Raw genomic sequence first — 25550 nt, 5'->3', positions numbered from 1 at the left:
GACCTATCTTAGGGCTAATTTTTAGAAAATTATATTTTTTCACATAGTCTGATTGTTCGGAATGAAACTTCTTTTAAAATTATCTAAAACTATGTTTCTATGCGTTTGAAACTGATTTATATCACATTTTTTATCAGCTTTTTTGGATGTTTTGCCCAAAACGATTCCCTGCACAATTCGTATTTTAAATCTTATAACGATAAAATCACAGCCAGCGTTTATTATTTGGACACTTCCAATAGTTTTCAAATTGCTTCAGGTCAGGATTCGCAAACGTATGTGAATCTAATTCCAAATCGAAGAGAACAGATCGGTTTTACCTTAAATTATAAGATCGTTGATATCACGATTGGTTTTGCACCCAAATTTCTAAGTCAGAATAAGGGCGATTCTCATTCCAAAAACTTTAATTTCAACACCCGTTTTTACTATAAAAAATGGATGCAGTCTTTTACTTTTATCAACCAAAAAGGATTTTACATTAGCGATGATAATATTATTGCACAGCTGCCAAACATGCGAACAACAAAAATTGGTGGATCGACAGCTTACATTTTTAATGATAAATTCTCTTTTAAAACATTGGTGAGCCAAAACGAATGGCAGACTAAAAGCTCTGGAAGTTTTATCCCTTCATTTTCTTTTTACTACACCAATCTCGATTTAAACACTCCCGATTCGTCACCTGGGGATATTTATGTATTCACTTTGGCTCCCGCCTATTTTTACAATTTCGTAATCAGTGATCGCGTTTTAATTGGCGCAGGACTTGCTTTGGGTGGTGGGTTAAATATTATTGATAAAGAAACCTCAGCTTTATATCAAGCCGATTTCAATTTAAAACTGGCCTACAATAAAGATCGTTTCTTTGGTTTTGCCAGTCTCAATACCGTAAGTTTTGCGCAAGATGATAAAGTTGATCCAAGATTGAATGACAATATTGCTACGGTAAAACTTTCTGTTGGTTACCGATTTGATCCTCCAAAAAAAGTAAAAGAAGTCTACGACAATGTCAATAAAAAAATAGGTTTGTAAGAAATCTTAACCCGAAATAAGCATACAACCCAATTAAAATGCTTAAATTACAGAGATTTATAAAAACTAAAATTCATTGTTATGAAAGGTATAAACAGCGAACAGTTAAATCTCATGCATTCTGGAAAAGGTTTTATTGCAGCATTAGATCAAAGTGGCGGCAGTACACCTAAGGCATTATCGCAATATGGCGTTGAAGAAAGTCAATACACAAATGATGAAGAAATGTACACTCTTGTACATGAAATGAGAACCAGAATTATCAAAAGTCCCGTTTTTGACAGCCAATATATTCTTGGTGCTATTTTGTTTGAAAACACAATGGATCGAAAAATTGACGGACAATGGACAGCAGATTATCTTTGGGAGAAAAAACATATTATTCCATTTCTAAAAGTAGACAAAGGTCTTGCCGATCTTTCCAATGGCGTTCAGTTAATGAAACCGATTTCTAATTTAAACGAATTGCTTGATCGCGCTGTAGAGCGAAAGATTTTTGGAACCAAGATGCGCTCTGTTATAAAAGAAGCAAATCCAAAAGGAATTCAGGAAGTGGTGAAACAGCAATTTGAAGTTGGTCTGCAGATATTTAAGAAAGGACTTGTTCCGATAATTGAACCTGAAGTTGATATTTACAGTACTGATAAAGAAAAATCAGAACAGATTTTGAAAGATGAAATTCAAAAACACCTAAATTCTTTAGACCAAGACGTGAAAGTTATGCTGAAACTTTCTATCCCGACTATAAATAATTTTTACGGCGATTTAATGACTGATCCTCATGTGGTTCGTGTTGTAGCGCTTTCTGGCGGATATTCTCGAGAAGATGCCAATCAGAAACTAGCAGAAAATCATGGATTGATTGCGAGTTTTTCAAGAGCTTTATCAGAAGGGCTTAGCGCTGGGCAATCTGACGCTGAATTTAATTCGCAACTAGGAAATTCAATTAAAGAGATTTACGAAGCTTCCATTCAATAAAATCATAAAAAAAATCCCTGAAGAGTTTCAGGGATTTTGTTTTTCAATTATTTAGAAGTCATTTCTGCGGCCATGTCTAAAGTCTGTAAAATGATATTTTTATCAGACTTGAAAGAATTCAATTTAAAAACAAATTTCAATTTATTATCAATTAACTTTTTAGGCGATTCTATAGCAATATCCGAAAACTGAGAAGAAATTTTAGTCATTCGATCCAATTCGGAGTCTTTTGCGTTTTTACCAAATGTTTTAACTGTTTGCGCAATATTGAGTTTTCCAGAAATATAGTTTTTGCTCAAATCTTTCTTGGTGTCTTTTGTAAAAGATCCGTTTCCTGCACCAAAATACTCTTTTGTATTGGCAACAATTACCACGTCTTTGTCTTTCAGAATAAATATATTATCATATTCTTGAGTTCCAACAATCGTGTAGAAATTTCCATTTTGAACCAATACTTTTTTGCGAACACCCAATTGCAATAATTTATCTCCAAATGTTGGATGCGTAGAAGTAAAAATTACAGAAAACAACGGAATTTCTTTTTTCACTTTCTCCTCCGTTATTTTTTCTTCATAATTCTCATCGTAGCCATACTTTTTGGTCATTACTTCAACTTCTTTCACATCATACAAAAACGCGCTTAAATCGCCATCAAAAAGCTTTGCTGTAGCTTCTTCATCTACAATGGTCGAAATTAAATCTGTAATAAGTGTAATATCTTCTTTTGCGAATTTCGGATTTTGAAATAATTCTGTCATTAATAAAGGAAAGTTTTCTAACGCCGCTTTTGTATTGCCATGATACGAAATATAACCCAAAGGTTTCTGAGCAGGAAAATAATTAAAGATATTTTTATTGATTTTTCTATTGCTGATTTTGCTAACAACATTGGCAATCTCTGGAGAATATTCTACCTCTTCTTCGATTCGGGCATTATCATTATCAAAATAAAAATCCAAATTGATGCCCTTTATAAAATTCCCAAAATTATTCTGCATTGGCAAATATTTATCGTAACCGCCAAATAACGAAAGCGGATAATTATACATGGAATACAAACTAGACATCATTCCGCCATAATTTACCCAAGAAGAAATATCGGCAGCAACATTTATTTTTGGAGAAATCGGCGCTGTAAATCCATTTTCGAATAATGCTTTTATGATTTCTCGCTGCCTTTCAGCTAATTTTTTATCAAATTCTGCTTGTTCAACAGTATATTCTTCATACGGATTTCCATCATACAGATAATCGTTCTCTGCTGGTTCTTCCAATATTATTGAGTCGGTACTTCTTTCTGCAGGTACGGGAATCGCTGGCGGATAAACTGGTGCTTCAATTACAGTAGTCTCTTCATAAGGCTCAGATATTGAAACAGAATCTGTTGCTACAGAAGTTTCTGCAACATCATAAAATTTAGAAGGAAGTCGTTTTGTCAATTCAATAACAACCAAATAATTGTCGTTCCAGACAAACGATCTTTTTACTCCATTTGGTGTATAAACTTCGTATTTTCCAAAATCTTCAATTGAACTGTTTGTTCCGTTTGCTCCCTGCTTTTCGATTAAATATTTTCTAACCGCTTCTTTGCTTTTTACCGGAATCGTAACTTGGTAAAACGGAACAGAATCTAAGAAGTTCCCGTGAATGGTAACTTTTTCATTCAATTTAATAATATCGGCATATTTACGAAGATCAAAATCAGGTTTTTTACTGATGTATTTGGTTAAAATCGGATGATTTAAAACCTCATCGACGCTAACTTTTTTAGAAAGCTGACTTCCGTTAAACTGTACAAAATAATCGTATTTTTCTGGAACGGTCTGTCCAAAAGAGAAATACGTGGCGAATAGAAAAATGAGTGTGTAAAAATGCTTCATAAAATCAAGGCGTTAATTGGATGGTATTATTCATTAATATCGATTTTTTAAAAACGCTGTACATACTTTGTTTTAAAAAAACCGTCTTTTTGTTTTTTGAAATTTTGCTGTTTGCATTGTCTGCAGACAGAATATCTTTATCGAAAGTATAAATAGAAATAATGTTGGCTTCTTCTAGATCTTTCTTTTTCTTTGGGTCGTTTACCACTTTTTCTGGAACGGCATACGAAGCAATTCTTTCGAAAGTTTTGCCACTTCCGCTAAAGTGAATCTGATCACGCTGATTGTTAATTGTATTTACAGCGGCGTTCAGTGCTTTCAAATTGGCGTAGTTGAGTTTGATAATGAAAACGTAATTCTGAAAATCTGTTTTGGTGCTAACGTTGGAAATTCCTTTAATCTTTAAAGCTTTTTCTTTAAAATCACTAAGTTTCGCGGTAATTTCCTCCTCGTTCGGAATTTTTACACCATCGACTTCTTCCAACCAAATAGCCGATTTGGTTTTAAACCATGATCGCGAAAAGTCGATGATAAGAGTATATTCACCACTTTGATCGTCGTGATGTTTGATTCTTTCTGTAATCTCAAAACAACTCGTTAAGAGCAGACAACAAAATAAAGCGAGAATTTTCTTCATTAGACAAATTTAGATGGAATATTCTGAAAAACCATGATATGTCTAAATTCTTAAACTAAACTATGAATAATTAAGCAGATTCAATTTAAGTAATTCATTGCGCACTGCAATTGCTTTTGAAACGATAATTTCATTATTGCTCGATATTGTTTCTTTTCCTAGCGTTAGAACAATGCCTTGATCTGTAATAAATTCTTCTTCTATTAAATTATTAATATTGAATTCAATCTTCTGCTTCCTCAAGTATGTAAACCAGCCAATCCAGAAATCAGTATTTTCGAGTTCTACCAAGTCAATGAAATTATCTGTAGTAACAACTGCATAAATTGGATCTGCCAATTCAATTATTTTCAGCATTAATTTTTTTACAAAAAAGTAATCATAGTATTTTGTATCAAAAGATGGCGGAAATTCTATATTAATATAACCTATATCGTCTCCCTTATTCCCTCCTGCCGATATTCTTACTACAAACTGATTTAAAAAATTATCATTAACATTCGAATAAGAATTTAAAAAACCTATAAACGAGGTCGAATCCATAGTGCAATCAAAATTGCTTGTGTCTGGATTATTGTATCTTATTTCTTCATCCCAAATTTTCTGAGAAAAAACAATTTCCTCAAAATTAGTGTAATCATTATCAAAGCCAGAAATCCTATGTTTTTTATTACCTGCCCAACTAAAAGTGTTTGCAAAAACAGAATCCAACTTGCCTAGTTCAATTAAAACATTTTTACTAAATGAAAAGTAATCTTTCAAAGTCAGAACTGGACTGCGAAATCTTGAAATTAATATAAGTTTTTCCATTACGCTTTACAAAATATAAGATTTTTCCTAATTTTGTAAATCTACTTCAAAATAAAAACATCAAACCAAATTTTTAGATAATATTAACTCATTCTACAGCAAGCTAAACGCCTTATTTTGTTCCTTTTTCTTTAACTTTGCGCCACTCATTAAAAATTGAGATAAACTTCAAAAAAAATAAAAACAACTGCAGTTTTAGAAATAGATTCTCAGTCTGAGTTTCAAAGAAAATCAACTAAAAATCTAAAATCTAAAATCTAAAATCTAAAATTATATGTTCCCATTACAAAGAGGCAGAAGATTAAGAGTAAATGAATCCATTCGTTCTTTAGTTCGTGAAACCAGTTTAAGTCCATCGGATTTTATGTTTCCAATGTTTATTGCTGAAGGCGAAAATGTAAAAGTCGAAATTCCGTCAATGCCGGGAATTTTCAGAAGATCTATAGATTTAACGGTTGAAGAAGTGAAAGAACTTTATGATTTAGGAATTCGCGCCGTAAATATTTATGTAAAAGTTAGTGAAAACCTAAAAGACAATACTGGAAAAGAGGCTTGGAATGCTAACGGATTAATGCAGCAGGCTATTCGTGCTATAAAAGCGGCTTGTCCAGAAATGATCGTTATGCCAGATGTTGCATTAGACCCTTATTCTATTTATGGCCATGATGGAATTATAAAAAATGGAGATGTAGAAAACGACAGCACAGTTGATGCTTTAGTGAAAATGGCCATTTCTCACGCAGAAGCTGGTGCCGATTTTGTAGCGCCAAGCGATATGATGGACGGGCGTGTTTTACGCCTTCGCGAAGGTTTAGATGCTGCTGGATTTCAGAATGTTGGCATCATGAGTTATTCTGCTAAATATGCTTCAGCTTTTTATGGTCCGTTTAGAGATGCTTTAGATTCGGCTCCAAAAGAAGCTGATGTTGTGGTTCCAAAAGATAAAAAAACATACCAAATGGATTATGCAAACCGAATCGAAGCGATTAAAGAAGCGTTGTCTGACGTTGAAGAAGGTGCAGATATGGTTATGGTAAAACCTGGAATTGCTTATTTGGATATTGTTCGCGAAATAAAAAACACAGTGCATGTTCCTGTAACCGTTTATCAAGTTTCTGGAGAATATGCCATGATTAAAGCGGCATCTGAAAGAGGCTGGCTAGATCACGACAAGATTATGATGGAACAATTAATGTGCATCAAACGTTCGGGTGCTAATCTTATTTCGACTTATTTTGCTAAAGAAGCGGCAATACTTTTAAAGAAATAAGATGAAAAAGATTTTATTTTTAGCTGCTGTTTTAGCCTTTACTTCTTGTAAAAAAGAAAATGCTGAATCAACAAATACAGCAACAGAATCGGTTTCTGAAGGCGAATCGGCGAAAGCCAAAAGTCCAGAAGAACTAGGAAAACAACTTTTTGAAAGCAGCGGAAATTGTTTTGCATGCCATCAGCCAGATCAAAAAGTGATTGGCCCAAGCATTAAAGAAATTGCCAAAATCTACAAGGACAAAAATGGCAATATCGTTACTTTCTTAAAAGGAAATGCAGAACCAATTGTTGACCCAAGTCAGTTTGAGGTTATGAAAACCAATTTTGCTATTACTCAGGCCATGTCTGACGAAGAATTAAAAGCAATTGAAGCTTACATTTATAGTCATTTGAAATAATAGCACAATGGTGTTCCGTAGGAACATCTTCTGATTATCTAAAAATAATAAAGCAAAAGGGCGGTTCCGAAATTCGAAACCGCCCTTTTTATGATTATTAAAATTGATTACCAGATTTTAACTCGTTTTTCTGGTTCAACATACATTTTATCTCCTTTCTTAATATCGAAAGCTTTGTAGAAAGCATCAACATTCTGAATTGGAACATAAGCTCTGTACATTCCCGGTGAGTGCGGATCTGTTTTTACTTGATTTTTGATTGCTTCTTCTCTAGATTTTGTTCTCCAAACTGTAGCCCATGAAATAAAGAAACGCTGTTCTGGAGTAAATCCGTCGATTAAACCTGGATTTCCATGAGCTTTCAAATACAATTGCAAACCATCATAAGCAGCGTTGATTCCGCCTAAGTCACCAATGTTTTCACCTAAAGTAAAATGACCATCTACATGAATTCCTGGCAACGGCTCAAGAGCGCTGTACTGATTTGCCAAATCTGTTCCAAGAGCAGTGAATTGTTTCAAATCATCTTCTGTCCACCAGTCAACCAAATTTCCTTCTGCGTTGTAACGCGCACCAGAATCATCAAATCCGTGAGAAATCTCGTGACCAATTACAGCACCAATTCCACCATAATTAACCGCTTCGTCAGCTTGGTAATTATAGAAAGGCGGTTGTAAGATTGCAGCTGGAAATACAATTTCGTTATAAGATGGATTGTAGTAAGCATTTACCGTTTGAGGCGACATATGCCATTCTGTTTTATCAACTGGTTTAGACAATTTATCGACGCTTTTCTTAAATCTCCATAACGCTAAGTTTTTAGAATTCTCAAAATAGCTTCCTCCGTCTGCAATACTTTTAATTTCCAAAGCCGAATAGTCTTTCCATTTATCAGGATATCCAACTTTAATCGTTATTTTGTTCAGCTTTTCGATTGCTTTTGCCTTAGTATCTTTAGACATCCAAGTTAAATTGTTAATACGATTTTGGTAAGCCGTAATAACATTATGAATCATATCAATCGCTTTAGTTTTAGCCTCAGCTGGAAAAACCTTCTCTACATAAAGTTTTCCAAGAGCTTCACCAACATTTCCGTTAACAACATTCAGTGCTCTTTCTTCAGACGGAAGCTGTTTAATTGCACCTCTTAATGTTTTGCTGTAGAAATCAAAATTAGCATTATCAATTGCTGTTGTCAGTTTACCTGCAGCACTGTTAATCAAATCCCATTTTAGGTATTCTTTCCATTGTGCTACTTTATTTTCTTTGAAAACAGTTTCTAAAGCAGTCATATATTTAGGCTCAGAAACAATTACATTCTGTAAATTAGTAATTCCTAAACCAGCAAAATATTCGTTCCATTTAATAGCAGGAGTCAATTTTTGAAGTTCAGCAACTGTCATTGGGTTGTATTGCAAACGACTGTCTCTTCTTTCTACTCTGTTTAATCTTGGTTTTGACAATTCTGTTTCAAGAGCTAAAACCTCAGCAGCACTTTGTTTTGCTTTTTCTGGAGATTCTCCAATAAACTGAAGCATTCTCGCAACATGCAATTCATATTTTACACGTTTTTCTTTTGAATCTTTATCTTCAGAAGTGTAGTAATCTTTATCAGGAAGTCCTAATTGGTTTGGTCCTAAATTTACAGAGTTTTTAGAACTGTCTTTATCATCAGCTCCAATGTAAATTCCGAAAAATCCAGCATTTCCTTCTTTTTCCATTTCAACCAAATATTTCTGAACATCGGCAATGTTTTTAATTGCATCAATTTTTTTCAGATATGGCTTTAATGGCTCGATTCCTTTTTTATTTCTTCCAATAGAATCTAAGTAAGTATTATACAGATTCACCGCTTTTCCTTGATCTGTATTTGATTTGTACTTTGGATTCTTTGCAGCCTCCTGCAAAACTGCCATAACATCTTTGTCAGTTTTCTTAATCAGTTCATTAAAACTTCCCCATGTCGTACGATCACTCGGGATTTCTGTTTTTTCTAGCCAAGTACCGTTTACATATTTGAAAAAATCCTGACTTGGGCTAATATTCGTATTCATGTACGAAACATTAATACCTGGTTCCTTTGGAGCATTTTGAGCTTGGGCTGCGGTAATTGCAAACATTGCAGATATCACACCAAACACAGGTTTAGCAAATTGTTTTTTCATAAAAAATTATAGTTTAAGGGAAAATACAAACATATTGTTATTATTTCAAAAATTATGTTAAAATTCTAACTGTACAATCAAAAAGACGGATAAATTTCACAAATAGAACTTAAACATTGAGGTATATGTCTACAGATACTGGTAAAAGTTACAAAAGGCTGTTAAAAAATTAATCCAGTAAAGTTTTTAGAATCTGCTTTTTGTATTTTTGCGCCAAATTATTTTTATGAAATCGCTTTTATATAAATACCGCAAATTCTTCATTGTTCTAATAGTATTTTCGGTTGTTACGATATCCTTGTTTTACTCGGCTTTAAAACCTAAAAAAACGCTTCCGATTTACAATCCAGCTGATGTAAATCCTGAATTGGTAGATAGTACAGTTCAATATAAAAGCAAATACCACACTATTGCCGATTTTTCTTTTATCAATCAAAATGGTGATACCATTACCCAGAAAAATTACGAAGGGAAAATTTATGTTGCCGATTTCTTCTTTACCACTTGCGGATCGATCTGCCCAAAAATGTCAACCAATCTTGTTGAGGTTCAAAAAGCAGTTTTAAACAATCCTAAAGTAATGTTGCTTTCTCATACTGTTTTTCCTGAAGTTGACAGTGTTTCCGTTTTAAAAGCTTATGCCATTAAATATGGTGTTGTAGACAGCAAATGGAATCTGGTTACTGGAGATAAAAAACAAATCTACACTATGGCCAGAAAATCGTATTTGGCTGTGAAATTGGGTAGACCAGATCAGCTTTATGATATGGTTCATACAGAAAATTTTGTTTTGGTCGATCAAAAACGCCGCGTTAGAGGTTTTTATGACGGAACAAATAAAGAAGATGTAAAACGTCTTTTAGAAGACATCGAATTCCTTTCTCAAGAGTAAAAACCCTTATTTTTAGAAACATTTAGCATTTGTGGAACGGTTAAATACCTTGAAATAAAGAATAATTGTCTACTTTTGCAATCTAAATTCAATCTAAATAAGCTTGCAAAATACAATACACACTCTGAAAAAAGGCGAAAAAGCCATTATCAAAGATTTTGATATCGATCTTATTCCACTTAAATTATTAGAAATGGGTTGTCTGCCTGGTAGCTTAGTTGAATTGCTACAGGTTGCTCCTTTTGGCGATCCTTTATATTTAGATATTAACGGTTCTCATGTTGCCATTCGTATTGAAACAGCTCGTGAAATTGAAGTTGAACTTATCAAAACCAATTTGTAATGAGTGTTCAGAATATAAATGTTGCCCTTATCGGAAATCCCAATACCGGAAAAACCTCTGTCTTCAATCAATTAACAGGTCTGAACCAACAAGTTGGAAATTATCCTGGAATCACGGTTGAGAAGAAAATAGGATTTTGCAAATTACCTAATAACGTAAAAGCCAATATTCTAGATTTACCTGGAACGTACAGTTTGAATGCGAGTTCGATGGACGAAAGTGTTGTAATCGAGCTTTTGCTAAACAAAAACGATAAACTATATCCAGATGTAGCGGTTGTTGTAACAGATGTTGAAAATCTGAAACGAAATCTACTCATCTACACCCAAATAAAAGATCTAGAAATTCCGACGATTTTGGTTATCAATATGTCTGATCGTATGGAGCGTAAAGGAATTTCTTTGGATATTCCGTATTTAGAAGAGAAACTAAAAACAAAAATTGCATTAGTAAGTTCTCGCAAAGGTTTAGGAATTGAAGAATTAAAAGAACTGATTGTTTCTTATAAAACACTTCCGCACGAACCGTGTTTGAATGCTTCTGTAATTGATCCTGAATATTTTGAAAAATTACAAAAAGCATTTCCAAACCAATTGATGTATAAATTGTGGTTGGTCATTACGCAAGATGTCAATTTCTTGAATTTAGATCGAAATGAAATCCGAAGCACTTTTACCAAATCACATTCAGAATTAAAGCGTTTACAGCAGAAAGAAACCATCAAAAGATATCAATTTATCAATGATGTTTTAAAAGAAGGTTTAAAGATTGATGCTTCGACCGCGAAAGATATCCGAGCAAAATTGGATCGCGTTTTAACGCACAAAGTTTGGGGTTACTTTATTTTCTTTGCCATTTTATTCTTGATTTTCCAATCAATTTTCAGCTGGTCAACTATTCCAATGGATTTCATTGATAGCACTTTTGCTTCTTTAAGCAGCTGGGTTGCAGAAGAACTGCCAAGCGGTATTTTAACCGATTTACTTTCGCAGGGAATTATTCCAGGAATTGGTGGAGTTATTATTTTCATTCCGCAGATTGCTTTCTTGTTTTTATTCATTTCGATTTTAGAAGAAAGCGGTTATATGAGCCGTGTTGTATTCTTAATGGATAAAATCATGCGCAAGTTTGGACTTTCGGGAAAAAGCGTTGTGCCTTTAATTTCTGGAACTGCCTGTGCCATTCCCGCGATTATGGCGACTCGAAATATCGAAAACTGGAAAGAACGCCTTATTACGATCTTAGTAACGCCATTCACCACTTGTTCGGCAAGGTTACCTGTTTATGCCATTATTATTTCACTTGTAATTCCGAGCAAACGCCTTTTTGGAGTTTTAAATCTTCAGGGATTAACGCTTATGGCGCTTTATGTTTTAGGATTTTTTACAGCTATTTTATCGGCCTATATCTTGAATAAAGTATTAAAGTTAGATTCTAAAACGTATTTCGTTGTGGAAATGCCAAGTTATAAAATGCCTCTTTTAAAGAATGTTGGAATCAACGTTGTAGAAAAAACAAAAGCTTTTGTTGTTGGAGCAGGTAAAATTATCTTGGCGATCTCTGTTATTCTTTGGTTTTTGGCCTCATACGGACCTGGAAAAGAATTCAACGAAGCCGAAACTATCGTAAAAGAAAGATTTGCCAATACAGCTTTGGATGAAACTCAGTTTGAAAATGAAGTTAATTCTCAAAAATTAGAGAATTCCTATATTGGATTAATGGGACGCGCGATCGAGCCAGCAATTAAGCCTTTGGGTTACGATTGGAAAATCGGAATTGCTTTAATCAGTTCTTTTGCTGCCCGCGAAGTTTTCGTAGGAACGTTGGCAACCATTTACAGTGTTGGAGATACTGATAATGAGTCGACCATAAAAAGCAAAATGCAGGCAGAAGTTTGGCCAAATACCGGAAAAAAAATATTTGATTTTGCCACCGGAATTTCTTTATTGCTATTTTATGCTTTTGCTATGCAATGCGCTAGTACATTGGCGATTACCAAAAAAGAAACCAATTCATGGAAATGGCCTGCAATGCAACTGTTTTTAATGAGTGGTCTCGCTTATTTTACCGCATTAATTGCGTATCAACTTTTAAAATAAAAAGTCATGTTTCAGGAAATAATAGCCTTTGCGATATTAGGAATTGCCGTTGCTTTTTTAATTAAAAAGTTCTTCTTTAAATCCAAAAAGAAAAAAGACTGCGGTAGCGGAACCGATTGTGGATGTTCCTAATTTTAAGGTTCTAAGACCCTAAGATTCTAAGGCACTAAGACCAAAACACTAAAAGCTTCAAATGGATTTAATTTCTATTTGAAGCTTTTTTTTTGCAACCATCAAAAATGTCTTATTCTGTTGTTTTAAAAACCTATAATAGCTTAATAGTATATTTTCTAAAACTACTTTTGCCTTCTAAATTTATTAAAAATGACACCAGAAGATAGAATGGAAGTAATACGAGACAACAGAGTTGCTCGATTACTGTGGTTTGCAATAGGTTTTTTATGTGCAACAATTATTACTTATTTGATAATGAAACATCATCATTAGTTTTTTTCTCAATTTTATCTAATTAAGAATATAGAATAAAGAATATAGACTGTAACTCTGATTGAGACTGAGAACTGAGATTAAAAAATGTCTTATTATAATGGTTTAAAAGCTTTTCAAGGCACCATCATACCTTAAGTCAAATTATTTTTGAATTATTAAAAATACATTTGAAATGACAAGGTTTGAAAAAAGGGAAATGATTCGAAATATCAACATAACTAGGATACTATGGTTTTCAATTGGTTTTTTATGCGCTTTTGTAATAATGTGCTTTTTAAAATCCCGATTATAATCCTTTAAAGCTTCTGATATACCTTATCACAAAATAAAAAACGGCTCTAGATTAGAGCCGTTTTTTATGTTTATAATCTGAATGTAATTTCTATTTCAACCCTTCCCATTCGGCATAAAACTGAGCTAGAAAAGTTTCCATAAAACGATGTCTTTCTGTCGCAATTTCTTTTCCTTTTTCGGTATTCATTTTGTCCTTAAGCAGTAAAAGCTTTTCGTAGAAATGATTAATGGTTGGAGCGCTATTCTTTTTATACTCCTCTTTTGTCATATTGGTCACCGGCTCAATTTCTGGATTGTATAACGCCCGGTTTTTAAATCCGCCGTAATTAAATGCTCTTGCAACACCAATTGCACCAATTGCGTCAAGACGATCAGCATCTTGAACGATATCCAATTCGACTGAAGAGAACTTTCTCTCAAAATTTCCGCCTTTATAAGAGATATTTTCAATGATATTGACAACTTGAGCAATTGTGTCCTCATCAACATTTTCTTTCTCTAAAAACGCTCTTGCTGTTTTTGGCCCGATTGTTTCATCTCCGTTGTGAAATTTACTATCGGCAATATCATGCAATAAAGCACCTAATTGCACAACTGTAAGATCGCACTCTGTTTCTCTGGCAATCAAAATTGCGTTCTTATAAACTCGCTCAATATGAAACCAATCATGTCCGCCTTCGGCATCGTTTAGTTTTTCTTTAACAAAAGCAATAGTTTTAATAATCAGTTGTGAATCGCTCATATAGAGGTTTTTACAGTTAATAAAAAATGTTGATTGTCAAAGATTTTTAATCTCTAACAATCAACAAATATATTTTAAAGCAACGATGTTGCGTTTCTTTAAAGTTTCAAATTTTTTAAATTCTCATTCGAAAGACATTTAGCGTGAGATCCTTCGACTTCGCTCAGGAAGACAAGCTTTATAAAATCATCACGAAAATCTAAAATCTAAAATTTAAAGTCTCGCTGGTTCAACCCATTTGAAAATATGTGATTCTTGTGGAATAACAATTCTTTCAGAGATTTTGGCCATACGACCTGGCAATTTCATTAAGTAATCACGAGCTTTTTCTGCTTCATCAGTCAAATTAGAAATTTTATCAATTTCCCATTTGTTGATTAATTTCTGCATGATTTCAACATAATCGTTTGCTGTATAAACTCCGATACGTTGCGCAGAATCTGAAAACTGTTCGAAAGCTGTGCTTATTTTTTGACCAGATTCTCTCAAAAAGTGAGCAGGCATAACAATTTTCTGCTTCATCATGTATTGAAAAGCCAACATCATCTCGCTTGGATCCACTTGGAAAATTCTAGTAACAAATTCGCTATAAGCGTGGTGGTGACGCATTTCGTCTCCCGCAATCATTTTGCACATTTTAGACAACTTGTTATCACCAAATTTCTTAGCCATCTGTGCTACTCTATTGTGCGAAACATAAGTTGCTAATTCCTGAAAACTAGTGTATACAAAGTTTTTGTATGGGTCACTTCCAGTTCCAATATCAAAACCGTCGTTGATCAAATGCTGTGTCGTCATTTCGATTTCACGCATGTTCACACGACCAGACAAATACAAGTATTTATTTAAAAGATCTCCGTGGCGGTTTTCTTCTCCAGTCCATTGACGAATCCATTTCGACCAACCGTTTCCACCATTTTCTACTTGGTTTACCCCTTCTACATCCATTAACCATGACTCATATGTAGGCAATGCTTCCTCAGTGATAGTATCACCAACAAGCGTAACCCAGAAATCGTATGGAAGTTCTTTTGCAATCTCGCGTAATTCTTTAACCTCTTCAAAGAAATTTTCTCCTTCAGAATTAGGCAAGAAATCAGACGGCTGCCAGATTTTTTCCACTGGAATTAAATACTGTTCAACGAAGCTATCCACGTTTTTTTCCAAAAACTGCATTACTTCTAATCTAATGTTTTTTATAGACATTACTTATTATAGATTTGAGTTGTACGTTTTAGCTCGGACTAAAACTTAAACTTGTTTATATTCATTTATTCCTTCTTTAACTGCTTTTTCAGTTATCTCCATTAGCTCTTCAAACTTGTAATCTTTAACAGCCAAAGCTTTATGAGCTGTAAACTTCAGGTGATTTCCTAAACCAACAGGAAAAAAACCAAACTTTACCATTTTCCAAGAATTATTGATGCTTACCGGTACAACATACGCAGATGGTGCATATTTGCATAAAATTTTTAAACCGCTTTGCGCAAATTCTTTTGGTACTCCCGTTTTACTTCTTGTCCCTTCTGGGAAAATAACGGCAGATCTTGTGTTTTTTTCGATATATTCAGACAAGCTTTTAATAACGGGTATCGCTTGTTTAGGGTCTTTACGGTCAATTAGGACAGATCCTCCATATTTCAAATTGAAAGAAACACTTGGAATTCCGCTGCCTAACTCCTTCTTACTTACAAATTTACAATGAAAACGTCTAAAGTACCAAATCATTGCCACGATATCATACATACTTTGGTGATTTGCCACAAAAATAATTGGCACACCCTTCGGAACCGTGTCCACGCCCTCAATTGTATATCTTGTCCCGACAAGATTAGTACATTTTAAAAGACAGAAATTTAAATAATCAACACTTTTTTTGTGAGCTTGGTAACCAAAAACATTTAAACAAATCCACTGAATTGGATGAAAAACAGCCAAACACAAACCAAATAATAAATAGTAAATTACCGATATGGGATAAGAAATAATTTTTTCCATGCTTCAAAAATTAATGCGCAAAAGTAGTAAATATATTTTTAGACTTATTAAAATTGAAAACAATAACTGTTTTTATGGTTTAATTGTACCTTTGCACTAGAATTTGCAAATTTTTTCTGAATTAAATGAACTTTACTTACCCTAAAAACGAGCGTTTAAAAAGCAAAACGACAATTGGATTACTGTTTTCTAATGGAAAATCGGTGTCCAAATATCCGCTTCGTTTGGTTTACCGTCAAGCGGAGGAAAATTCAGAAGAACAAACCAAAATTGGAGTTTCGGTTTCTAAGAAATATTTCAAGAAAGCCGTTGACCGCAATTACTTTAAAAGAGTTTTGAGAGAAACCTATCGATTAAACAAACATTTACTTTTAGATAATCTGGATCAGCCCTATTCGATAATGCTTTTTTATCAGACCAAAGACCGTTTATCCTACGAAGAAATCAATACTAAAATGATTCAATTGTTTGAGAAATTTGCAGCGCAAATCAACAAACCTCAAGATTCTGAGACGAAAACAGAAGCGTAAATTTCAAAACGTAAGATTATTAATCAAGTTAGACAAAAAAATCGTAGTTTTAGCTCTAAATTGAAATTTTATGCGTCAACTTTTCTTTTTATGTGTTTTTTTCTTGATTCTTTCTGGATGCAGTAAATCTTACGAACCAGAAGCAAGCGCAATCTCTATTCAGTCAGTAAAACTTCCTGCAAAAGCAGAAGCATCTTCTTATGACGCAGATCCCGCTAAAGCACCACCGCCTCCAAAAGTCAAACAAGAAATTGAGCAAAAGATTATAAAGGAAGCCACTTTACGATTTGAAACCGATAATTTGGAAAACACTTTCAATCAAGTTCAAAAAGCTGTCTCAAATAACAAAGCTCGAATTATTAACGATTCTGAGGGTAAAGATTATGGAACTGTTTTTAGAAATCTTATTGTAAAAGTACCAAGCCAGAATTTTGACCGTTTTATAAGTGATGTTTCAAAAGGTGTTTCTTATTTTGAGGTCAAAAACATATCTGCCGAAGATGTTACTGAACAATATATTGATCTTACTTCAAGATTAAAAACCAAGAAAAAACTCGAAGAACGTTATCTTGAAATATTAAAGAAAGCAAATAAAGTCAGTGAGATTTTAGAAATTGAAGAACAGATTTCAGCTATTCGCGAAGAAATTGAAGCCAAAGAAGGACAGCTAAAATATTTGGAAAGCCGTGTTTCTGAAAGCACAATTACAATAGAATTTTATAAAACGATTGCCGAAAAAGAAGGCGTTAAAATATCATACGGTTCAAAACTTTGGAACGCTGTTAAATCTGGATTCTATACTTTATCTGATTTATTGATTTCACTATTAAGCGCTTGGCCGTTTGTAATTTTATTTGTTGTATTTGCCTATTTTATAAGAAGAAGATTAAAAAGAAGAAAAAAAGAATAATCATGTATCCGTATTTCAAAAAGAAATTTATTATACCAGTCGCTGCGGCGGGAATGTTGTTTGTTGGAACCAGTTTTAAAGAAGACTTTTTTGAAATTGCCAAACAAATTGAGATTTTCACCACTTTGTTTAAAGCCGTAAATACCAATTATGTTGACGAAACCAATCCTGGAGATTTGATGGACAAAGCGATCAAAAGTATGTTGGGAAGTCTAGATCCATATACGGTTTATTTTAATGAGCAAGATGTTGTTAACTTTAAAATCAATAATACGGGAGAATATACTGGAATTGGCGCTCTGATTTCTAGAAAAAAAGACCGTTTGGTTGTTCGTGAACCATACAAAAATTATCCCGCAGATAAAGCCGGACTAAAAGCTGGTGACGAAATTATTCAGATTGGCGATGTTCTAATTGCTGATTTTAAGGATGATGCCTCTCAATTATTGAAAGGAACAAAAAACACGAAAATCAACATCAAATACCTTCGTCAAGGAAAACCAAACACTACCGTTTTAGTTTTGGATGAAGTTGATATTAAATCGGTTCCTTTTTACGGAAAAATAGATGATAAAACGGGTTATATTGTTTTAGCGCATTTTAGCAGAAAAGCTTCTGCCGAAGTGAAAGACGCATTGGAAAAACTAAAAGCCGACGGTGCCAAGCAAATTGTTTTGGATTTAAGAGGAAATCCTGGTGGTTTATTAAACGAAGCCATTGATATCTGTAATTTGTTTGTTCCGAAAAATGAAGTTATTGTAACAACAAAATCTAGAATTGAAAAACACAATAATACATACAAAACACAGAAAGAACCAGTTGACACTGAAATTCCGTTAGCAATTTTAGTAAACGGAAGAAGTGCTTCGGCTTCTGAAATTGTTTCGGGTGCTTTGCAAGATTTGGATCGCGCTGTAATTTTAGGAAGCAGAAGTTTCGGTAAAGGTTTGGTACAGCGTTCTGTCGATTTAACTTATGGAACACAATTAAAAGTAACTATTTCAAGATATTATACGCCTTCAGGAAGATGTATTCAGGCTTTGGATTATGCACACAAAGACAAAAATGGCGTAGCCCAAAAAACGGATGCCAAAAACTATAATGCTTTTAAAACTAGAAAAGGCAGAACGGTTTATGATGGCGGAGGAGTTTTACCAGACATAGAATTGGAAGAGGCAAAAACCAGTTCGATTGCTACTGCTTTAATCAAAAATGATGGTGTTTTTGATTATGCAACAACATATTATTATAAAAATCCAAATTTGGGTGATAAGATTCCAACTTTGACCGATGCAGACTATACTGCTTTCAAACAATATCTAAAAACTAACAAAATCACTTTTGACACAGAAACTGAAGTGGCTTTGAAAAATACTTTAGCTGCAGCTAAAAAAGAAAAAATAGACGAGACCATTACTGCCGAATATCAGCAATTGTTAAATGCTTTGGAAAAAAGCGAGACTACTTTACTAGATAAAAACCAAAAAGAGATTAAAAACATGATTTTGGAAGAATTGATTAAAAGATACCAATATCAGGAAGGTTTGTATCAGTATTACTTAAAAAACAATTCTGAAATTAAAAGAGCAGTTAGCGTATTAAATAACCAAACAGAATATAAGACGATTTTAAAAATGTAGTGAATGAAGATAACTCTAGCCCTGATTCTTTTTTCATATTATACAGTAAACGCACAACAAAAACCTGTTGAGACTATTTATTTTGAATTCGACAAGTATGATTTGACAGAAAAGCAAATCAGTGTGGTTTCTAATTTTATAAAGAGCATAGACACTTCTAAAGTAGAGTCTATACAGATTTATGGCTATTGTGATGATCGCGGAAATGATGAGTATAACTTTAGATTGTCAAACAATCGAGCCAATACGATTCAGGATCTGTTGATCAAAAAAGGATTCAACCAAAGTAAAATTGTTATTCTTGAAGGAAAAGGGCGTGTTGTCGTAAAAGCAGATACGATAGAAAATCTGTACGAAACACGTCTCCGAAATCGGCGGGTTGACTTAATTGTGGTTAAAAAGAATAGTTTCGGAAAAGGAATTCACACTTCTTTTAAAGACAAGTTAAAAGTAGGCGATAAAGTTTGTCTGGAATCTATTTTGTTTGAAATTGGAAGTGCCAAACTTACTCCTAATTCTAAAAAAGAACTGGATAAAATTGCGACAACGCTTCAAGATCATCGAAACTTAAATTTTGAAATACGTGGACACGTTTGCTGCACGCCAGAAATTTACAGCGACGGAATTGATAGAGACACTAAAGAAAGAAGACTTTCTTGGAATCGCGCCAAAACTGTTTTTCATTATCTAATGTCCAAAAAAGTATCCAAAAGCCGCATGACCTATATTGGATGCGGCAATCGATATCCTTTAGGCCGAGGTGATAATTACGATCGGCGGGTGGAGTTTGTGATTACTAAAATTTAGTATTTCTAAGATCCTAAGAAACTGAGGTGCTAAGATTCTAAGTTTTTTTACTTATTGGAATATGCTAAAAATCCTTACGGATTTACTTCATTTTTAATCATTCTCGAATCATCTCGATATGCGGAATATCATCTTCTAAATACATTTCGCTGGTTTGAACAAAACCGTGGCTTTCGTAGAATTTCTTCAAATACAATTGTGCTCCTATCGTGATTTTATCTTTTCCAAAATTGGATTGAATTTGGGCTATGGCTTCTTGCATTAATTCGTGTCCCCATTTTCTGTCTCTGTAATTTTGATCTACAACGACTCTTCCAATCGAAGCATTGTCGAAACTAATCCCCGCATCAAATAAGCGCGAATAAGCTACTATTTTACCTTCAAATTCCCCCAAAAGGTGCAATGCTTTCTTGTCTTTGCCATCAAGGTCCAAATAAACGCAATTTTGCTCGACTACAAAGATTTCACTTCGCAATCTGAGCAAATCATATAACTCATGAACAGTTAATGCCTCAAAAGGCTTTATTTTCCATTTTAATTCCATTCTTCTTTTAATTTTTTGCCACGAAGACACAAAGGCGCTAAGTTATATTATTTTTTTAGCTGTGCTAAAGTTTATTATAGAAATCACAAAGACACAAAGTTATATCTTGTAGAATAAACCTTTGTGTCTTTGCGCCTTTGTTTCTTTGTAACTAACTAGAAAACTACTTTTTCGTCATTACGATTTCCATGCTTTTATATTCAGTTCCGTTTTTTGTATCGTACATTTCCATTTTTCGGGTTTTAGCATCTACGATGGTGTAAACTTCTCTGTACTTGGTATTTTTTGCTGTTACTGGATCGGCCATTTCTCCGTCGTAATCTATACTCTTAGTACTTTCATTATACTTTCCTCTACCTATCATCATTCCGGTTCCCATATTATCAATAAATGTGGAGACGTATTCTTTGCTCGCGTTATTATAGCCTACTGTTCCTTTACCATCAAATGGCTGTCCCATCATAGTTCCTTTGTAAGTTGCTTCTTGAAAGCGTCCTCCTAAGATCATTTTGATTTCGGCTACACAAGTTTCTTTTTCAGGTTTTGCATTGGCATCCGACCAAAATGTCATATCACAATTCCATGTTCCAACTTCATCAGCCAGTATTTTATGCGGATTTCCTGGTGTTGCATATTCTTGCCAAGCTTTCATCTGCGTTGCAGAATCTAATGGTGCTTCAGCAACTGGTTCTTCCGTTTTAACAGAATCTGTCGCTGTTGTAGGTGTCGCTTCTTCTTTCACTTCTTTTTTACAAGAAATAAAACACAGCGTTATTAGTGCTAAGGTTACGGTTAATTTTTTCATAACTAATTGTTTTTATGTTTGTTATGAATAAAAGTACGAAATTTTTTGTTTCACGTTTAAAGTTTCAGGTTTCACGTTGACAAACTGAACGAATTGAACCGCAAAGAAACTTCAAACATGAACCGAAACACCTATCGCTTGTCTATTCTGACTGTTTTAATAATGGCTTCAAGTTCTAGCATTAGATCGCGTTCTTGATGTGAGGGTGAATAAGAGAATCCTTCAATAACCAAAACGCGATTAAAGGTTGGGTCTATAATAGCATAATTGATAAATGGTCCAGTCATGAAATCATTTTTCAATTCCCATGTTCCTTTTGTTTCAAAGGCTTCTTTATTGTCCAACATTATTTTTGAGAAATAGGGTGCGTAAGCTTCACTGGTAATCATTTGTGTATTGGGTTCGCGTCCTTGAATGTATTTACCGATTGAATCGCGCATTTTGACAATAGCATTTACAACGTCTTTTTTCTTCTTGAAATTATATAGCGGAATCTGATAAATTAATAAACTGGTATTACCACTTATAATTTCCTTCTTAAGCCATATGAATTTCTTTTTATGCAACATGTATTCATATCCTGTCGGGATTTGAATATTGATGTGAAATTTGTTCTTAATAATTGCTTTATTTAGCAATGAAGCACTATTATCTTCTTGAATTTTCTGAATTTCGGCATCGTGAATAATTTTGATTATTTGCGGTGCGTTCAGTTCAAGACTGCATATAATATCGTCTACCGATTTTCCATAAATGCGAAAAGTATTGTGAGGAAGGGTTGTGCTTCGAATGATTTCGAATTTCTCTGCGTTTGTTTTTTTGACTACAATGATGCTTCGGCTGTCGGTAACAAAACCTTCAAGCAATCTCGCAGGATATTGATTAATGGTAAAAAGCGGTTCTTCTTGAGTAAGTCCAAGAACCGGTGAGGCAAATTTATTTCTAATACTATCGCCTACTTCTCCGTACCACAACTGATCATCAATAATGACCGAAATGGTATTGGTTTTTCCAGAAACTGTTTCACTTTGTTTTTCACTTTTGAAACAAGAAGTCAGGAAAAATGGAACTAATAGCAATAAAAAATGGGTTTTATTCATTTTTTTAATTTATGAAATAAAACCCAAATTTAATAAGATTTTTCTATTATCCGTTTATTTTAAGTTTCATTCCCGGTTTAATATCTTCATCTTTAATACCATTCCATTTTTTAATATCTGAAATTGTTACTCCAGGATATTTTTTAGAAATGCTGTATAAAGAATCTCCTTTTTTAACGTAATAATCTTCGCTAACGTTTTTAGAAGGTGCTTTTTTCTTGAATGAATCAACCGAGTTTGATGCAATTGCTGTTGAAGCCGGCTCTTCTATAACTATTGCTGCTTTAGAAATAATAAGTGTTTTTCCTAAACCAATGTTATTTGAAGTTAAATCGTTAAGTTCTTTTAACTCCGCAATAGTCGTACCGAATTTCTTTGCAATGCTTCCTAAATTGTCGCCAGCCACTACAACATAGTCCATATCGACAGCTGTTTTCTCTTTATTTTCAGCAGATGCGATTGCTTCTTCTTTTTTATCTACAATTGCATTTGCCTTAATAGCAGAAGGTGAAGGCTCTTCTGGTTTAATTTTTAAACTTCTGCCAATTGCAACTGCATTTGTTTTTAAATTATTCCATTTTTTAATCTCGCCAATGCTCACATTATATTTAGAAGCAATTGCTCCTAAATTATCTCCTTTTCTAACTTTATAAAATTCGAAATCTCCATTATCAATCGCAGCAGGTTTAACTGTTGCTGGTTTTGCTTTTGGAGCATATTTTACTGCTAATCTAGAAGATGTAGATCTAAATTCTGTATTGTGTTTTACGTAAGCATAAATTTGCTCTTCGTTTGATACAAAAGTTGCTACTTTATCTTTTGGAAGTCTGATAAAATGCTGTTCTCCCTGATAAAACGGAACAACTCCCATTTTGTATGACGGATTTAAAAGCTGAATCTGTGATTGTGGCATGTCTAACAAATCGGCAATTTGTTTGAAAGACATTTGATTTTTGATCGCTACTGTATCTGTTTCAAAGTTTTTAACCACAGCTCTTTCCGGATTGATTCCGTGTTCTTTGTGGTATTCAAAAAGGTACATTGTTGCTAAGAAAGCGGGTACATAACCTTGAGTTTCTTTTGGAAGATAATTACGAATGTCCCAGTATTTTGTTTTTCCTCCAGAACGACGAATCGCTTTAGTAACATTTCCTGGACCTGAGTTGTAAGAAGCTAAAACCAGTTCCCAGTCGCCAAAAATATTGAACATTTTGGTCATATATTCTGAAGCCGCTGCCGTAGCTTTAAGAGGATCACTTCTTTCGTCGATATAAGAATCGATTTTTAAAGCGTATTGTTTTCCGGTTCCGTACATAAACTGCCAAAGTCCCGTAGCGCCCATTTTAGAAACTGCTTTAGGATTTAAAGCAGATTCTACAACGGCTAAATATTTTATTTCCAAAGGAACGTTTTGTTTTGCAAAAGCATCCTCGAACATTGGGAAATAATATTCTGATAAAGCCATTAATCGAGAAAACGATTTTTTACGGTTCTTAAGAAATGACTTTATTATATTTTCTAAACCTTGATTGTATTCTATCTCAAAAGGTGATTTCTGATTCATCGCCGCCAAACGCTGTTTTAGCAGTTCGGTTGGAAGTTCTTCATCAACAGTAACATCTTTGTTAATGGTTTGAATTTCTTTGGTCAGATCATCATAAATATCTAGACTTACTAATTCATTCATCCAAAGACTATCTACTTTTGTAGCTAAATGATCTTTTTTGAATGTGCTTTTAATAGAATCTAAATATGAAAGCTTAACCTCTGGCTTCAGTTCTACATCTGCCTTTGCCGTTTCCTGTGCACAGACAGCTAACGAAAAGAAAGCGGAAACCACTAATGATAATTTTTTTACAATCATATAACATTATTTTAAAATTCTGTAATTCAATCTATTACAAGAGTTGTATTTTTGCAAATCTAAGCCCTTTATTGAAGAAAAGTGTTTAAAAAAATGTTAATTGTGATATTTTAGTCTAAAATCGCTGCGATTCCAGGTAAAATTCTTCCTTCTAACATTTCTAGCATTGCCCCACCACCAGTAGAAACATAGCTCATTTTGTCTTCAAATCCGAACTGTTTTACTGCTGCAACAGAATCTCCACCTCCTACTAAAGAAAATGCTCCATTTTCTGTAGCTTCAGCGATATAATCTCCTAATGCGATTGTTCCTTTAGAGAAAGTTTCCATTTCAAAAACTCCTAATGGACCATTCCAAAGAATTGTTTTTGACTCTAAAATAACTTTTTTGAAGTTCTCCAAAGATTTTGGACCCGCATCTAAACCTTGCCATCCGTCAGGAATTGCAGTAACGTCTACAATCTGAGTATTTGCATTGTTTGAGAAATCGTCTGCAGCAACAACATCAACAGGAATATGTACCTGCACTCCTTTTTCTTTTGCTAGTCTTAAAATTTCTAAAGCCAAATCTAATTTGTCATCTTCGCAGATAGACTCTCCGATTTTTCCTCCTTGCGCTTTAACGAAAGTAAAAGTCATTCCTCCTCCAATAATCATGTGATCTACTTTATCTAAGATATTTTCGATAACGGTGATTTTAGAAGAAACTTTAGAACCTCCAAGAACAGCAGTTACAGGTTTTTCACTGTTTTTAAGAACTTTATTTAAACTGTCAATTTCTTTTGCCAATAATGTTCCAAAGGTTTTATCGTTTGGAAAAAACTGTGCAATAATTGTAGTAGATGCGTGTGCTCTGTGAGCTGTACCAAATGCATCGTTTACATAAATATCTCCCAGAGAAGCTAATTCTTTAGCGAAAGCTACATCTCCTGCTTCTTCTTCAGCATGGAAACGTAAATTTTCTAATAAAAGAACTTCGCCTGGTTTTAAATCTTTTGCTGCAGTTTGAGCTGGTTCTCCAACGCAGTTTTCAGCAAATTTTACTTGAACTCCTAAAATATCAGAAGCTGTTTTTAAGATATGTTTTAGAGAGTATTTCTCTTCTGCTCCTTTTGGTCTTCCAAGGTGCGACATTAAAATCACACTTCCACCTTGAGCTAAAATAGCGTCAATTGTTGGCTTTGCAGCTTCAATACGTGTTGTATCTGTTACATTAAAATTCTCATCCAATGGCACGTTGAAGTCAACACGGATAATTGCTTTTTTATTTTTAAAATCGAAATCGTTTAAAGTTTTCATCTGCTAATTTTTTTAATTTTTTGAAAGAATAACAAATATAGAACTTTTACAGTAGTCTA

23 protein-coding genes are annotated in these 25550 nt (G+C 33.8%); 11 read left to right on the top strand and 12 right to left on the bottom strand.

The window, feature by feature from the left end:
- Window positions 1–99 precede the first annotated feature (99 nt).
- Window positions 100–1035, top strand: coding sequence for a DUF4421 family protein (locus SOM12_RS21640; protein ID WP_320495427.1), 936 nt, complete (start codon window positions 100–102; stop codon window positions 1033–1035).
- A 90-nt stretch (window positions 1036–1125) separates the two neighbouring features.
- Window positions 1126–2013 (top strand): fructose bisphosphate aldolase, encoded by an 888-nt coding sequence (locus SOM12_RS21635; protein WP_346432780.1) that lies wholly within the window; start codon window positions 1126–1128, stop codon window positions 2011–2013.
- A gap of 47 nt (window positions 2014–2060) precedes the next feature.
- Here SOM12_RS21635 and SOM12_RS21630 read toward each other — a convergent pair whose 3' ends face one another.
- Genes SOM12_RS21630 through SOM12_RS21620 form a run of 3 tightly spaced genes read right to left on the bottom strand, consistent with a single transcriptional unit; the run spans window position 2061 to window position 5340 of the window.
- On the bottom strand, window positions 2061–3893 hold the full coding sequence (locus tag SOM12_RS21630) for a hypothetical protein (RefSeq protein ID WP_320495424.1): 1833 nt from the start codon (window positions 3891–3893) through the stop codon (window positions 2061–2063).
- Between the two features lie 4 nt (window positions 3894–3897).
- Window positions 3898–4530, bottom strand: a complete 633-nt coding sequence (locus SOM12_RS21625; RefSeq protein WP_320495422.1) for a hypothetical protein — start codon at window positions 4528–4530, stop codon at window positions 3898–3900.
- Window positions 4531–4590: 60 nt separating this feature from the next.
- Entirely contained in the window at window positions 4591–5340 is a 750-nt protein-coding gene (locus tag SOM12_RS21620; RefSeq protein ID WP_320495421.1) for an Imm52 family immunity protein, read from the bottom strand.
- A 274-nt stretch (window positions 5341–5614) separates the two neighbouring features.
- Here SOM12_RS21620 and hemB point away from each other — a divergent pair, with 274 nt between their 5' ends.
- Complete coding sequence (gene hemB / locus SOM12_RS21615) at window positions 5615–6610, top strand: porphobilinogen synthase (RefSeq protein ID WP_320495419.1); 996 nt, start codon at window positions 5615–5617, stop codon at window positions 6608–6610.
- A 1-nt stretch (window position 6611) separates the two neighbouring features.
- A complete protein-coding gene (locus tag SOM12_RS21610) occupies window positions 6612–7010 on the top strand; it encodes a c-type cytochrome (protein WP_320495418.1) in 399 nt (132 codons plus the stop codon).
- A gap of 107 nt (window positions 7011–7117) precedes the next feature.
- Here the strand turns inward: SOM12_RS21610 and SOM12_RS21605 are convergent, their stop codons facing one another.
- Window positions 7118–9175: a M13 family metallopeptidase gene (locus SOM12_RS21605; protein WP_320495416.1), complete on the bottom strand. Its 2058-nt coding sequence runs from the start codon at window positions 9173–9175 to the stop codon at window positions 7118–7120.
- 226 nt (window positions 9176–9401) lie between these two features.
- On the opposite strand from SOM12_RS21605, the gene SOM12_RS21600 reads away from it, so the two are divergent.
- The 3 genes from SOM12_RS21600 (at window position 9402) to feoB (ending at window position 12509) form a co-directional block, all read left to right on the top strand.
- Complete coding sequence (locus SOM12_RS21600) at window positions 9402–10067, top strand: SCO family protein (RefSeq protein WP_320495414.1); 666 nt, start codon at window positions 9402–9404, stop codon at window positions 10065–10067.
- A 103-nt stretch (window positions 10068–10170) separates the two neighbouring features.
- Window positions 10171–10410 (top strand): FeoA family protein, encoded by a 240-nt coding sequence (locus tag SOM12_RS21595; RefSeq protein ID WP_008465698.1) that lies wholly within the window; start codon window positions 10171–10173, stop codon window positions 10408–10410.
- Window positions 10410–12509, top strand: coding sequence for a ferrous iron transport protein B (feoB, locus tag SOM12_RS21590; RefSeq protein WP_320495412.1), 2100 nt, complete (start codon window positions 10410–10412; stop codon window positions 12507–12509). Before SOM12_RS21595 ends, feoB begins: the two co-directional genes overlap by 1 nt.
- Window positions 12510–13341: 832 nt before the next feature.
- On the opposite strand, the gene SOM12_RS21580 is transcribed toward feoB, so the two are convergent.
- The 3 genes from SOM12_RS21580 to SOM12_RS21570 all read right to left on the bottom strand — a co-directional run bounded on the left by SOM12_RS21580 (window position 13342) and on the right by SOM12_RS21570 (window position 15993).
- The gene (locus tag SOM12_RS21580; protein ID WP_320495410.1) at window positions 13342–13995 is read right to left on the bottom strand and encodes an HD domain-containing protein; all 654 of its coding nucleotides are present in this window, start codon (window positions 13993–13995) and stop codon (window positions 13342–13344) included.
- A gap of 213 nt (window positions 13996–14208) precedes the next feature.
- A complete protein-coding gene (locus SOM12_RS21575; RefSeq protein WP_320495409.1) occupies window positions 14209–15201 on the bottom strand; it encodes an acyl-ACP desaturase in 993 nt (330 codons plus the stop codon).
- A 45-nt stretch (window positions 15202–15246) separates the two neighbouring features.
- The gene (locus SOM12_RS21570; RefSeq protein ID WP_320495407.1) at window positions 15247–15993 is read right to left on the bottom strand and encodes a lysophospholipid acyltransferase family protein; all 747 of its coding nucleotides are present in this window, start codon (window positions 15991–15993) and stop codon (window positions 15247–15249) included.
- Window positions 15994–16118: 125 nt separating this feature from the next.
- Here SOM12_RS21570 and rnpA point away from each other — a divergent pair, with 125 nt between their 5' ends.
- From rnpA to SOM12_RS21550, 4 genes are all read left to right on the top strand, one after another.
- Window positions 16119–16523, top strand: coding sequence for a ribonuclease P protein component (gene rnpA, locus SOM12_RS21565; protein ID WP_320495406.1), 405 nt, complete (start codon window positions 16119–16121; stop codon window positions 16521–16523).
- A 70-nt stretch (window positions 16524–16593) separates the two neighbouring features.
- On the top strand, window positions 16594–17433 hold the full coding sequence (locus SOM12_RS21560; RefSeq protein ID WP_320495405.1) for a DUF4349 domain-containing protein: 840 nt from the start codon (window positions 16594–16596) through the stop codon (window positions 17431–17433).
- Window positions 17434–17435: 2 nt separating this feature from the next.
- Window positions 17436–19073 (top strand): S41 family peptidase, encoded by a 1638-nt coding sequence (locus tag SOM12_RS21555; protein ID WP_320495404.1) that lies wholly within the window; start codon window positions 17436–17438, stop codon window positions 19071–19073.
- Window positions 19074–19076: 3 nt separating this feature from the next.
- On the top strand, window positions 19077–19880 hold the full coding sequence (locus tag SOM12_RS21550; protein ID WP_320495403.1) for an OmpA family protein: 804 nt from the start codon (window positions 19077–19079) through the stop codon (window positions 19878–19880).
- A gap of 97 nt (window positions 19881–19977) precedes the next feature.
- Here SOM12_RS21550 and SOM12_RS21545 read toward each other — a convergent pair whose 3' ends face one another.
- The 5 genes from SOM12_RS21545 to SOM12_RS21525 form a co-directional block, all read right to left on the bottom strand.
- Window positions 19978–20424 (bottom strand): GNAT family N-acetyltransferase, encoded by a 447-nt coding sequence (locus SOM12_RS21545; protein ID WP_320495402.1) that lies wholly within the window; start codon window positions 20422–20424, stop codon window positions 19978–19980.
- Window positions 20425–20587: 163 nt separating this feature from the next.
- Window positions 20588–21229: a DUF1579 domain-containing protein gene (locus SOM12_RS21540; protein WP_320495400.1), complete on the bottom strand. Its 642-nt coding sequence runs from the start codon at window positions 21227–21229 to the stop codon at window positions 20588–20590.
- A 131-nt stretch (window positions 21230–21360) separates the two neighbouring features.
- Entirely contained in the window at window positions 21361–22329 is a 969-nt protein-coding gene (locus SOM12_RS21535) for a DUF4837 family protein (RefSeq protein WP_320495399.1), read from the bottom strand.
- 46 nt (window positions 22330–22375) lie between these two features.
- Window positions 22376–24193, bottom strand: a complete 1818-nt coding sequence (locus SOM12_RS21530) for a LysM peptidoglycan-binding domain-containing protein (RefSeq protein ID WP_320495398.1) — start codon at window positions 24191–24193, stop codon at window positions 22376–22378.
- A 110-nt stretch (window positions 24194–24303) separates the two neighbouring features.
- The gene (locus SOM12_RS21525; protein WP_095930190.1) at window positions 24304–25491 is read right to left on the bottom strand and encodes a phosphoglycerate kinase; all 1188 of its coding nucleotides are present in this window, start codon (window positions 25489–25491) and stop codon (window positions 24304–24306) included.
- Window positions 25492–25550: the final 59 nt, after the last annotated feature.

The organism is Flavobacterium sp. CFBP9031, assembly GCF_034044945.1.
In the GTDB taxonomy this organism is placed as follows: Bacteria; Bacteroidota; Bacteroidia; order Flavobacteriales; family Flavobacteriaceae; genus Flavobacterium.
The sequence above is the reverse complement of the archived record's forward strand: the minus strand, read 5'-3'. Positions and strand labels throughout refer to the sequence as shown.